This window comes from Flavobacteriaceae bacterium HL-DH10 (assembly GCA_031826515.1).
Taxonomy (GTDB): domain Bacteria; phylum Bacteroidota; class Bacteroidia; order Flavobacteriales; family Flavobacteriaceae; genus Thalassobellus; species Thalassobellus suaedae.
This window is the reverse complement of the sequence record CP134536.1, coordinates 3,038,432-3,052,258: the sequence shown is the minus strand read 5'-3', so window position 1 is coordinate 3,052,258 and position 13,827 is coordinate 3,038,432. Positions and strand designations below refer to the sequence as shown.

Here is a 13,827-nt window from a genome sequence, read left to right as displayed (position 1 = left end):
TTTATGAAGTGTTTTAATAGGCATTCCGAACAAACATTTTCTTACATAGGTAACCCTAGTCGTTAATTCACCCATTTTAATTGAATATCGCTTTTCGTATCTTGTTTCTCTCTTTATGTATATAATTTTCATGTTTTATGTTTTTTTTAAATGGATTAGCGTTCTAATCGCATTTCTATATTTCTTGATTTAAAACCCTGTTTTTCAAATAATTTAACAACAGGATTATTTATATTTATATGAACCGCTATTTCGCCTTTACAATACTTTATAGTATGTTCTATTATTTTTTTTGCAATACCCTTCTTTCTATAACTTTCTTTAACCACCACATAAACCATTATATTTTCTGAAAGGTATTCATTCATTCCTGTTCTATTTACAACTACAGCTCCTATAATTTCATTACCATCTTCCATAACAAACACATAACCTCCTAAACCAGGAAGTTCTTTTGCAGCATACATAATTGACTTACGAATAGCGGTTTTAGAGTCTCCAAACTCTCCTGAATGTTTATATATAAAATTGGTTATTCGGTTAATGTCAATAATTGACATCCTAGAAAAAGCATCAAATGTTTTTATAGTCATTATTAGGTATTATATCTATACGGTGTATAAAATAATACACAAAACGTATTGAAATTTTAATTAAATGTGAATGATTATGTACTTAAATTTAAGTAAGCAGATAAGTAATCAATTAAAGCTTAAAAAGCCAGAGTAATTAAGATGTCCCTTTTAGGATTTTAATGCAGGTGGAATAAATTTATCTGATTGAACTCTAAAAACCAGAAAATTAAAATTGAAGATTCTATTATTTCGCTTTTCATGTATTCCATTACCCATTTGGCAAATATACAAAAATACAGCCTAAGTAACTAATTTCTAACGATAAGGTCATTAATTATAAACTTTTAGCCTCTTCCCAAAAAACATCCATTTCGGCTAAAGTCATATCTTTTAATGGTTTATTGATAGATTTTGCTTTTTCTTCAAGATACTGAAAACGCTTAGTAAATTTTTTATTAGTTCGCTCTAAAGCATTTTCTGGGTTAATATTTAAAAATCGAGCATAGTTTACCATAGAAAATAAAATATCTCCAAATTCGCTTTCCATAGCATTATTATCGCCTTTTTCTACTTCTACTTTAAATTCTGAAAGCTCTTCTTCTACTTTTTCCCATACTTGTTCTGGCTTTTCCCAATCAAACCCTACACCTGCTACCTTTTCTTGAATTCTATTAGCCTTTACTAAAGCTGGCAAACTATTAGGAACGCCTTCTAAAACACTTGTTTTTCCTTCTTTTAATTTTAGATTTTCCCAATTACGCTTTACATCATCTTCATTTTCAACCTTTACATCACTATAAATATGCGGATGCCTGTTTATTAATTTTTCGCAAATACCATTACATACATCAGCAATATCAAAATCGTTGGTTTCGCTTCCTATTTTAGAATAAAACACAATATGGAGCAACACATCGCCTAATTCCTTTTTAACTTCTTCTAAGTCCTTATCTAGAATAGCATCACCAAGTTCGTAGGTTTCTTCAATAGTCAAATGACGTAAGGTCTCCATGGTTTGCTTTTTATCCCACGGACATTGCTCCCGCAATTCGTCCATAATGGTTAATAGTCTATCAAATGCTTTTAGTTGTTGGGCTCTGGAATTCATTTTTGATGTTTTTGTAAAAATACGGTTTTGATTTATTTGAATTGAAATTATTGTATTCAATAATTGCTTTAAGGTTTCTTTATTTATTAAGTTTCTATGTTTTATGTTGTCGCTTGATTTTGTCAGAAAAAATAGCTAACTTCGTTTAACGTATGATATAAAACATTAAGACGATTTCATATCAAGGTAGTGTTGTGGTGCATTTAAGAATACCGAACAATAATTGAACAAAAGGAATTATAAAATGAAAACTTACAAATCAAAATTTGGATATAAAATAATGGTGTTCCTTGCACTATTATTCTGTTCAATTATTGGATTTATGGTTTATAAAAATGAATCATTGAAAGCAATAATTTTGGTTGGAGGAATCTTTTCATTGGTCTACGGACTATTCCTTTACCTGAATTTATCGACCGAATATACGCTTACAAATGATGGGGTTTTAAAGGTAAAATACGGGTTTTTCTACAACAAAAGGTTTGACATTAGCAAAATCAAGACAATAGCAAAAACCAATAATTTAATTTCCTCTCCAGCTCCTTCATTAGACAGAATTGAACTGACTTATGGGGAATTTGACTTAATCATAATTTCGCCTAAAGATAAAATTGGATTTGCACAGGAATTGACAAAAGTGAATCCTAAAATTGTAAACAAATTGACTGAATAAAAAAACGATACCACAGCACCGTGTATAAAAAATTGCTATTTTTAGCTTAACCAATGTTAGTTGCTCGTTTACTAGCTTCTGATTTTCCTTCGGAAAATCCTCGTATACAAAACCGCACTATTCTTACACATAAACGTTAAACGAACCTCTCCAAAAACAAAATAATTTTCAATTTAAAACATAAACTAGCAAAAACATGTATTAGGGAGTATTCATTGGTTAATATCTTAAATTAAAGAAATCATGAATGCGTTGCATTTGATGCGGCATCCCTTTGTTTTAAGTATTGATAAAACAACTTTAAAAGAGAGTTCTAAACTTTATTATGGATTCCTACCTGCACTGGGATGATAAAAACAAAAGATATAGTCTTTCGACTTCACTCAAGATAAACACCAAGCCCGAACTGTTCCTGAACTTAATTCAGGATAAAAGTAACTCCCAAAACATAATTCTAGAAACTAAAAAATCCAGCAAAAGTACTGGATTTTTATATATTTAGATTCCCGCCTTCGCGGGAATGACAATTTCAACGGAAACCTCGCAAAAAAGCTTATAGAAAATCTTTTCGATTAAGAAGCTGCATTCTCTTTTTTAATTAAGTTTAAAGCAGAACCTTCATTATACCATGCTATTTGTGCATCATTATATGTGTGGTTTAGTTTAATAACATCTTTACTTCCATCAGTATGAACAGCTTCTAAAGTTAGTTGTTTATCTGGAGTAAATTCGTTTAAATCTAAGAAGTTAAACGTATCATCTTCTTGAATTAAATCATAATCGGCTTCATTGGCAAAAGTTAAACCTAGCATCCCTTGTTTTTTAAGGTTTGTTTCATGAATACGAGCAAACGATTTTACAATAACTGCAACTACACCTATATGTCTTGGTTCCATGGCTGCATGCTCTCTAGAAGATCCCTCACCGTAATTATGATCGCCAACAACTATTGATGGAACACCTGCTGCTTTATATGCTCTAGCTGTATCTGGAACACCACCAAACTCTCCTGTTAATTGATTTTTAACAAAGTTTGTTTTTTTACCAAATGCATTAACAGCACCAATTAAACAATTGTTAGAAATATTATCTAAATGACCTCTAAATCGTAACCAAGGCCCAGCCATAGAAATATGATCGGTAGTACATTTTCCAAAAGCTTTAATTAATAATTTAGCGCCAGTAATATCATTTCCAATAGGCTCAAAAGGAGTTAACAATTGTAATCTTTCTGAATCTTCTGCTACTTTTACTTGCACATGGCTACCATCAGATTCTGGTGCTAAATATCCATTATCTTTAACCTCAAAACCTTTTGGAGGTAATTCCCATCCTGTTGGTTCATCAAACATTACTTCTTGTCCCTCTTCATTAATTAACTTATCGGTCATTGGGTTAAAATCTAAACGACCTGCAATAGCAATTGCTGCAGTAATTTCTGGAGATGCTACAAAGGCATGCGTATTTGGGTTTCCATCAGCACGTTTAGCAAAGTTTCTATTAAAAGAATGAACAATACTATTTTTAGGTGCATTTTTAGGATCGCTATATCTAGCCCATTGCCCAATGCATGGTCCGCAAGCATTTGTAAATAGTTTAGCATCTAATTTTTCGAAAACTTGAAGAATACCATCACGATCTGCTGTATAACGTACTTGCTCAGAACCTGGATTAATACCCAATTCTGATTTCATTTTCAAACCTTTATCTAAAGCTTGCTGCGCTATAGAAGACGCACGAGATAAATCTTCGTAAGATGAATTAGTACAAGACCCTATTAACCCCCATTCTACTACAATTGGCCAATCGTTAGCTTTTGCTTTTTCATTCATATCTTTACCTACAGGCGTCGATAAATCTGGCGTAAAAGGTCCGTTTAATAACGGAGTTAATTCAGATAAATTAATTTCAATAACCTCATCAAAATACTGCTCAGGATTTGCGTATACTTCAACATCACCTGTTAAGTATTCTTTCACTGCGTTTGCTGCATCGGCAACATCTGCTCTATCTGTAGAACGTAAATACCGCTCCATAGATTCATCATATCCAAATGTTGATGTAGTAGCACCTATTTCAGCCCCCATGTTACAAATGGTTCCTTTACCTGTACAAGACATAGAGGTTGCTCCTTCTCCAAAATATTCTACAATAGCACCAGTTCCTCCTTTTACAGTAAGAATATCTGCTACTCTTAAAATCACATCTTTTGGTGCGGTCCATCCAGATAATTTACCTGTTAACTTAACACCTATTAACTTCGGAAATTTTAATTCCCAAGCCATACCAGCCATAACATCTACTGCATCTGCTCCTCCAACACCAATAGCTACCATTCCTAATCCACCAGCATTAACCGTATGTGAATCGGTACCAATCATCATACCTCCTGGAAACGCATAATTTTCTAATACTACTTGGTGAATAATCCCTGCTCCTGGCTTCCAGAAACCAATACCATATTTATTAGATACTGACTCTAAAAAATTAAACACCTCACTACTTACACTATTAGCGTTTTTTAAATCGGCAGCAGCACCATCTTTAGCTTGAATTAAATGATCACAATGTACTGTTGTAGGTACAGCTACTTTAGTTTTTCCTGCCTGCATAAATTGCAATAAAGCCATTTGAGCTGTGGCATCTTGACATGCTATTCTGTCTGGAGCAAAATCTACATAATCTTTTCCTCTAGTAAATGCTTTTGTTGGAGCACCATCCCAAAGATGATTGTATAATATTTTTTCAGAAAGGGTTAATGGTTTCCCTACAACTTCTCGAGCTTTATCAACACGTTCCGCCATTTTGGTGTAAACACCTTTAATCATTTCAATATCAAATGCCATATAATTTATTTTAATTATTTATAGATTCTTATTAAGAGCACCTAAGATACAAAATAAGTACTCGATTAAAAAACAGAAAGCTAGTTGTTATGTACGATAATTTCGATTGCGTGTAAAAAAAAAGTCCGAATCTAAAAGACTCGGACTTTTTAAATATATCAAATAGCAAAAATTATATCACTAATTCTTTTTGAGATGGCTTAAATTTAGTTAATACAATACCATCAACAGCAGTTTCATACTCTTCCATAGTAGGTGTTCTTCCTAAAATTGTAGACAATACTACGACTGGAGTAGATGATAATAAAGATTCTCCTTTTTTCTCTCCAGAATCTTTAACAACGCGTCCTTGGAATAAACGTGTAGAAGTAGCCATTACAGTATCACCTGGCTCAGCTTTTTCTTGATTACCCATACATAAATTACATCCAGGACGTTCTAAGTATAGCATATTTTCATATTTAGTACGCGCTAAACCTTTTGGAGCACTGTCATCAAACTCAAAACCTGAGTATTTTTGTAGCACTTCCCAATCACCCTCAGCTTTTAACTCATCAACAATATTATAGGTTGGTGGCGCCACTACTAAAGGCGCATTAAACTCAACTTTACCTTGTTGTTCCTCTACATTTTTTAATATTTGAGCTAAAATTTTCATATCGCCTTTGTGAACCATACAAGACCCTACAAAGCCTAAATCTACTTTTTTAACACCACCATAATAAGATAATGGTCTAATAGTATCGTGTGTATAACGTTTCGATACATCTTCATTATTTACATCTGGATCGGCAATCATTGGTTCAGCAATCTCATCTAAATCAATAATAACTTCTGCATGGTAATTAGCGGTAGCATCAGGTCTTAAAGCTGCTTTTTCACCAGACTTCAATTCTTGAATTCTGGTATTTGCTTTATCAACTAAACCTTTAAGCACTTGAGTTGCATTATCCATTCCTTTATCAATCATGATTTGGATACGATCTCTAGAAATCTCTAATGATTCTATTAAAGTTTCATCTTCTGAAATACAGATAGAAGCTTTCGCTTTCATTTCTGCAGTCCAATCTGTAAATGTAAAGGCTTGATCTGCAGTTAAAGTACCAATATGCACCTCAATAATTCGTCCTTGAAATACGTTTTCTCCACCAAACTGCTTTAACATTTGTTGTTGTGTCGCATGAACCACATCTCGGAAGTCCATGTAACTTTTCATATCGCCTTTAAAAGTTACTTTAACCGATTCTGGAATTGGCATAGTAGCCTCACCTGTAGCTAATGCTAAAGCTACAGTTCCTGAATCTGCTCCAAAAGCAACCCCTTTAGACATACGTGTATGGGAATCTCCACCAATAATAATATCCCAATCACCAACTGTAATATCGTTCAATACTTTATGAATAACATCAGTCATGGCATGGTATTCTCCTTTTGGATCACGAGCCGTAATTAATCCGAAGTCATTCATAAACTTCATTAATCTTGGAATATTAGCTTTGGACTTATTATCCCAAACTGAAGCCGTATGACAACCTGATTGGTATGCACCATCAACAATAGGAGAAATTACTGTAGCAGCCATCATTTCTAATTCCTGAGATGTCATTAGTCCTGTAGTATCCTGAGAACCTACAATATTTACTTCAACGCGAACATCAGATCCAGCATGTAATGTTTTACCTGGTGTGGTTCCTACTGCGTTTTTATTGAATATTTTTTCTACCGCTGTTAACCCTTGTCCTTCAATAGAAATTTCTTTTGAATTGGCATAAACTTGAGGCACATCAATTCCTAAAATTTTAGCGGCAATAGTTTGCAATTTTTTACCAAAAACAACGGCATAAGATCCACCAGCTTTAATAAACTCCATTTTTTGTGGTGTTAATGCTGTAGAAATATCTTTTAATTCCTTGTCTCCGCTATATAGTTTTTTAGTTTTTGTGTTTATTGTAAGCACTGTACCTGTTTCTACTGAGTATGTTTGCTCTAAAACTGGTTCTCCATCTGCATCAAAAACAGTATTACCATCAGCATCTTTTTGTTTTACCCAGTTTTGAAGATCAATACCGATACCTCCTGTTACACCAACAGTTGTAAGGAAAATTGGTGAAATACCATTTGTACCTGCAATTACAGGAGCTATATTAATAAATGGCACATAAGGACTACCTGGTATACCTGTCCATAAAGCGACATTGTTTACACCTGACATTCTTGACGAGCCAACTCCCATGGTTCCTTTTTCAGCAATTAACATCACACGCTTGTCTGGATGTTTTTCTTTCAAAGCTAAAAGCTCTTTTTGCATATCTTTGTTGTGTTCAAATAAACACTGACCATGTAACTCACGATCTGATCTAGAATGCGCATCACTACCTGGAGACAATAAATCTGTTGAAATATCTCCTACTCCTGCAATGAAAGTAACAACTTCAATCTCCTCATCAATCTCTGGTAATTTTGTAAAAAATTCTGCTTTAGCGTAACTTTCAAGAATATCTTTTGCTATTTCACTTCCATTTTTAAAAGCTTCAATCAAACGCTCTGTATCTGCCTCATAAAGAAACACTTGCGTTTTTAAAACTTTGGCTGCTTCATTTGCAATTGAAACATCATCTCCTAAAGCTAAATCAAGTAGAACCTCTATTGAAGGTCCGCCTTTCATGTGTGCTAATTGTTCTAATGCAAAAGCTGGTGTGATTTCTTCAACAACAGATTCTCCAAGAATAATCTCTTTTAAAAATTTTGCTTTTACACTTGCAGCACTTGTGGTACCTGGTAAAGTGTTGTAAATAAAAAAGTTTAGAGAATCTTCTCTGTATGGATTGGTTGAATCTTTAATTTGAGCGATAATTTCGCTTAGTAAATCGGCACCATCAATTGGTTTTGGATTAAGACCTTGACCTTTACGTTCTTCGATCTCCTTAATGTAATCTTTATAGGTATTCATATGAGAAAAATTTCAATGTTAAATTGATTTGAATAAGTAAGGATTGTTAACGACATTAAATGGGCTAACAACACAATCTATAATTTAGATTTTCTCCTTAATCAAATATAAATGCGTAAAAATTGAATTAAAATTTAATTTTAAAAAGCGACGCAAAATACAAAATTAATGCAAAGATTTAAAAATAATACACTAAGGTTCTATATGAAATTATTATAGTGATATTTAAAAATAAAATGACTAATCATTTATCACTATTTTAATATTAAAACTGAGGATTTCTCAAGATAAACAAGAACGTGTTTGAGAATAAATTAAGAATTTATTAAATTTACTATAGGCTTTTCGCTTTAACAACACAAAACGAACAATAATCTTGTTTAAAACATTTTTTTAAAACAAGCTTCTAATAATAGTTTCTTCTGAAACCCCTTCTGCTTCGGCTTTGTAGTTTTTAATAATTCTGTGTCTTAAAATTCCATGAGCTACAGCCTGAACATTTTCAATATCTGGTGAAAATTTACCATGTATTGCGGCATGTGTTTTGGCTGCTAAAATTAAATTTTGTGAAGCTCTTGGTCCTGCTCCCCAATCTAAATAGGTTTTTACTAAATCGTCTGCTGCATCACTATGTGGTCTTGTTTTTCCTACCATAGTAACAGCATATTCAATAACATTATCGGCTACTGGAATTCTACGAATTAAATGTTGAAATTCAACAATTTGTTTTGCTGTAAACAAAGCGTTTACTTTGGAGGGAGCATCATTAGTTGTAGCTTTAACAACTTGCACTTCTTCTTCAAAAGATGGATAATCTAAATTAATAGCAAACATAAAACGGTCTAACTGCGCTTCTGGTAACGGATAGGTTCCTTCTTGCTCTATAGGGTTCTGCGTTGCTAAAACAAAATATGGTAATTCTAGTTTATAATGATGTCCAGCTACTGTTACAGCTCGCTCTTGCATAGCTTCAAGTAAAGCTGCTTGTGTTTTTGGAGGTGTTCTATTAATCTCGTCGGCTAAAATAATATTTGCGAAAATGGGACCTTTTATAAATTTAAAATGGCGGTCTTCATCTAAAATTTCACTTCCTAATATATCACTAGGCATTAAATCTGGTGTAAACTGAATGCGTTTAAAATCTAAACCCAATGCTTGTGCAATGGTATTTACCATTAATGTTTTAGCTAAACCTGGTACTCCTATAAGTAAGGAGTGCCCACCAGAAAATATAGAAATTAATATTTGATTTACTACATCATCTTGACCTACTATAACTTTAGCTATTTCAGTTTTTAAATTTTTATATTGCTTAACAAAATTTTCGATGGCAGCTACATCAGACATAAATTTATTTTTTTAACCAGTTACTAGAAAATTCGCAATTTCTATACTCACCACTTATTTTAATATAAGTGTCTAATATTTTTTCTTTTTGCCATTCTTCAATCGTCTTTATTCTTTTTTCTTCAAGTGCTAGATCTTTAATTTTTAAATAATCACGAGCATAGTCTGCTTCATGATCGTCTATTCTATCTGTAACTGTTAAAATCTTAAACTTCTTATTTCCTGTTCTATCTTGTTCTGCCTGAACAAGACTTACCTCTCCATCTTTTAAATTTTGAATTTGCGAATATAATTCAGGCTCCATTTTTGTTAATTCAAAATTATAATCCTGTGTTTGTGGGTTTATTAGTTGCCCACCATCTCCTCTAGTCTCTTTTTCATCACTAGCTTCTTTAGCGGCATCAGCAAAAGAAATATCACCATTTACAATACGCTCTCTTATTTTACTTAAGCGCTCTCTAGCTTCATTCTCTGCTTCTATAGATACTTTTGGCATCATAAGAACATGACTAACCACATATTGCTGACCCATTATTTTTTCTAAATGAATAATATGAAAACCATATTCTGTTTCGAAAGGATCAGACACTTCACCTTCTTGAAGCGAAAATGCTACTTGTCTAAATTCTTTAACCATTTTCGGTTTTTTTCTATCTAGAACATAATGATAACCCGATTGTTTTAAACCTGGATCTTCACCATACAAAACAACCTTAGAACGAAAACTAGCACCGTTTTCATCCACATCTTTTTTAAAGCCTTTTAGTCTATCTATAACCTTTTGTTTTTCTTCAGCTGATACTTTTGGTTCTGCTACAATTTGAGCGACTTTAAGTTCTGTTCCAAACCTAGGTCTTTCGTCTTTAGGTATTTTATTAAAAAAAGCTCTTACCTCTTCTGGAGTAACTTCGACCTCTTCTACAATTTTTGCTTGCATTTTCTGAGCTAAATAATTGCCTTTATTAACCTCAAACATTTCGTCTCTTAAACTTTTTTCATCTTCTTTATTATAGACTTTTAAAAGTCTTTCCATAGAACCATTAACTTGTTGTAAAAACTGTTGAATTTGGTAATCTACATTTTGACGAATTTCAGCATCAGAAACTGGTAAACTATCTTGAATAGCATGATGTGCATATAATTTATCTTCTAAAAGCTTTCCAAATAATTGACAACGTGGAATTTCACTAATATCGACTTTTTGTGCTTCTAACTGTAAATATGCTTTATCAACATCAGACTCTAAAACAATATAGTCGCCTACTACTGCTGCAACACCATCTACTTTAAGCGCTCTAAAAGTCCTAATGGAATCTACTATTTTAGTATTAACAACACTAGATAAAGAATCTACAGGTTTCTCATTAACTACATTTAACGTATCTGCTTTAATTTCATTTGCTTCCTTTATAACTTCCTGAGCAGACATAGCATTTACAACTAGTAATGATATGCTTAATAGTAATAGGTTTTTCAAATTAATTGTAAATTTCAAATTGTTTATTTTTAATAGCATCCTTAGTAATATCTTTTTCTAATTTTCTAATAAGTTCTAGCTTTCGCTTATTAATAACGATTTGATTTATCGTTGGCTTTACATACTCTAACGGAGCCGTATCATTTCGTAACAAAACATCATTAATTTGCATCAAATATACTCCTAATGAATCTTTGAGTTGTACAAAATTAGATTTTTTTAACAGTTGGTTTTTATTTTCGGTAGTTAAAACAGGGATTTTATCAATGGCCTGATTCACTTTTATCCAAATGGAATCGTTTAAAGAATAAGATTTAAATTGTATTGCTATTGAATCTAGCTCTTTTTTATCTTTTTTATTAAATACTTTAAACTTCTTTTCAATAGTCTTAAAATCTATAATATTCTCATCGACATGTATGTAACGAAATTTAATAAGTTCCTCATTTAATTTAAAGGCTTCTTTATTATTGTTATAGTAATCTTCGGCCTCTTGTAAATTAACAATAGTATCTATACTCCTTCTTACCAAAGCATCAAGATACGCTTTGGCATATAAATCGTTTTTATATTGATTAACTAATTTATTAAAAGCATGTTGTTTTGTTTCACTTAAATTAAGTAATGCGCCATCTAAAAGCAATTGCTGTGTAGCCCATTTATTAATAAAATTTTGAACCAAAAGTGTGCTATCCTGTATAGATGTTCCTTCTGAAACTAAATCTTTAATATCGTCTTGATATAAATAAGCATCATTAACTCTGGCTATAGGGATACGCTCATCTGCTTTTTTAAAAAAATCACATGACGTTACAATAATAAATAATAAGATTATGAAGGGTTTTAAGCGCACTTACTGATTTTTAATTTGAGATTTAACTTTACTTAAAGTCTGTTGGTTAATATTTACCTGATACTTTTCTTCAAGACCTTTAATCCATTTTTCTTCTTTGTTTGTTTGATAATCTGAAATAACAGCACCTTTGGCTTCATCAAACGTTTTTTGTGTTTCAGGCAAAATCTCTTTTACCTCTACAACTACAAAAGCATTATTATGATTATATATTTTTGAAAGACCTTTTTTAAATGAAACCCCTTTAGGAAGTGCTTGATGAGTACTATCCATAATACCAGTAGTAAAAATAACTTCTACTTTATCATTACTGTTTACTAAAGATTTTATTTGCTCTAAAGCCATGCCTTGTTCTAATAATTTAGCAACCTTTTTAAGTGTTTTTTGTTTTGTTGAAGAAGCAACTACAGCATCTACTTGTTTAGGTAGTGTATAATTACTTTTATGGGCATTATAATATTCGTGTATCTCAACAGAATCTTTTTTTGCTGTATTCCAGATGGTGTTTTCCATTAAATCAAATAACAACAAACCATCTCTATATTCTTCTACAATATATGCAAATTCTTCATTTTCATTTTCTAAATTATCTTCTTGGTATGTAACTAAACTTTCGTTTAAAAAAGCATCGTATTGTTTTAAAACAATAGCATCGTAAGTCGATTTTGCATCAACACCTCGCTGCTTTCCTAATAAATAGGCTCCAAAATCTTTAAAATAAAATTGTTTATCACCAATCTTAATTAAAGGTTTATCTGCTTCAAAATTATTTGGAAGCTTCCATGTTCCTTTTAAATAATCATCATTTAATATGGCTTCAAAATATTTTAATGCTGGTTGTTTTGTTGTAATATTATATTTTTCCTTAAGTGAATTATACAACGCTTCATCAATTAATTTTGATCTAGAATCACGTTTTACTTTTTGCTCTAACTCTGGTTTCATAACTTCAAATGCAGGAATTGGCTTTTTATTGTAGAGTTTTACAATATGCCAACCATATTGGGTTTGAAAAGGCTCAGATACATCCCCTACACTTTTTAATCCAAAAGCAACATCTTCAAATTTTTGTACACTTATTTGTCCGCTTGAAAAAGGAGCTAACATACCTCCTTTTGGTGCCGTAGCTTTATCATCTGAAAACTGTTTTGCTAAGGCTTCAAAATCTTCACCTTGTTGTATTTTTTTATAAATATCTTGAATTCTATTCTCTGGTTTTTCAGCTAAAGAATCGGCTTCGTTTTTAACAACCATTATATGCGCTACAGTACGCTCTCCTCGAGATTCTCTTTTGTCTTGAACATTTACAATATGATAACCAAATCTTGTTCTAAACGGTTGCGATATCTCGCCTACAGGCGTGTTAAACGCCGCTGATTCAAATTTATAAACCATTTTAAATCCAGAGAAATAACCTAATTCTTCACCAAAAATAGTTTGTCCATTATGCACTTCTTTTCTAACAACATCAAATCCTTCATTTAATGCACGGTTACGTAATTTTAAAATATTATTATAGGCTAACAAAGTATCTGCCGGACTTGCATTTTCATCAATTTTTATTAAAATATGATTTGCTTTTATATCATAAGAAATTCTTTGGTAAGCTTCTTCTATTAAAGCTTCGGTTACCTTTGTGTCTGTAACAAAACTTTTAGCCAATTGCTTTCGATAATTTGACAACTCTCTAATATATGATGGTTTTTCATCAAAGCCTAATGCTCTTGCTTCTTTTAACTTCAGCTTATAATTAGTAAAAAGCTTTAAGTACTCATCAACATCTTTTTGAGACTCATCTTGAACCAAATCTAAATTCTTGTTATAAACTCTTATGAATTCGGAAGCATAAACAGCATCCTCACCAACTGAAAAAAGCACATCATCTTGAGCAGATTGTGCATTAACTTTAGTTAAAAAAAGAATGAATAAAAATAATGAAAGCGACTTGAGTTTCATATGAAATTTTAATTTTATGATTTTGACAAAAATACTAATATT

9 protein-coding genes are annotated in these 13,827 nt (G+C 32.0%); 1 reads left to right on the top strand and 8 read right to left on the bottom strand.

The genetic code is table 11. The features are described 5' to 3' along the window. Positions 1–155 precede the first annotated feature (155 nt). Both RHP49_13105 and mazG read right to left on the bottom strand, forming a co-directional pair. Positions 156–593 carry a GNAT family N-acetyltransferase gene (locus RHP49_13105; protein WNH11834.1) on the bottom strand — a complete coding sequence of 146 codons (438 nt, stop codon included), beginning with the start codon at positions 591–593 and terminating at the stop codon, positions 156–158. Positions 594–909: 316 nt separating this feature from the next. Beyond that, positions 910–1,683: a nucleoside triphosphate pyrophosphohydrolase gene (gene mazG, locus RHP49_13100; GenBank protein ID WNH11833.1), complete on the bottom strand. Its 774-nt coding sequence runs from the start codon at positions 1,681–1,683 to the stop codon at positions 910–912. 244 nt (positions 1,684–1,927) lie between these two features. Here mazG and RHP49_13095 point away from each other — a divergent pair, with 244 nt between their 5' ends. After that, on the top strand, positions 1,928–2,356 hold the full coding sequence (locus tag RHP49_13095) for a PH domain-containing protein (GenBank protein WNH11832.1): 429 nt from the start codon (positions 1,928–1,930) through the stop codon (positions 2,354–2,356). A gap of 572 nt (positions 2,357–2,928) precedes the next feature. Here RHP49_13095 and RHP49_13090 read toward each other — a convergent pair. The 6 genes from RHP49_13090 to RHP49_13065 all read right to left on the bottom strand — a co-directional run bounded on the left by RHP49_13090 (position 2,929) and on the right by RHP49_13065 (position 13,785). Then, entirely contained in the window at positions 2,929–5,202 is a 2,274-nt protein-coding gene (locus RHP49_13090) for an aconitate hydratase (GenBank protein ID WNH11831.1), read from the bottom strand. Between the two features lie 172 nt (positions 5,203–5,374). Next, entirely contained in the window at positions 5,375–8,152 is a 2,778-nt protein-coding gene (locus RHP49_13085; GenBank protein WNH11830.1) for a bifunctional aconitate hydratase 2/2-methylisocitrate dehydratase, read from the bottom strand. Between the two features lie 393 nt (positions 8,153–8,545). Further along, positions 8,546–9,499: a MoxR family ATPase gene (locus RHP49_13080; GenBank protein WNH11829.1), complete on the bottom strand. Its 954-nt coding sequence runs from the start codon at positions 9,497–9,499 to the stop codon at positions 8,546–8,548. Positions 9,500–9,503: 4 nt separating this feature from the next. Then, positions 9,504–11,015, bottom strand: coding sequence for a peptidylprolyl isomerase (locus RHP49_13075; protein ID WNH11828.1), 1,512 nt, complete (start codon positions 11,013–11,015; stop codon positions 9,504–9,506). Next, positions 10,978–11,829, bottom strand: coding sequence for a peptidyl-prolyl cis-trans isomerase (locus RHP49_13070; GenBank protein WNH11827.1), 852 nt, complete (start codon positions 11,827–11,829; stop codon positions 10,978–10,980). The genes RHP49_13075 and RHP49_13070 overlap by 38 nt, the downstream gene beginning before the upstream one ends. Further along, positions 11,830–13,785: a peptidylprolyl isomerase gene (locus RHP49_13065; protein ID WNH11826.1), complete on the bottom strand. Its 1,956-nt coding sequence runs from the start codon at positions 13,783–13,785 to the stop codon at positions 11,830–11,832. It lies immediately after the preceding gene. Positions 13,786–13,827: the final 42 nt, after the last annotated feature.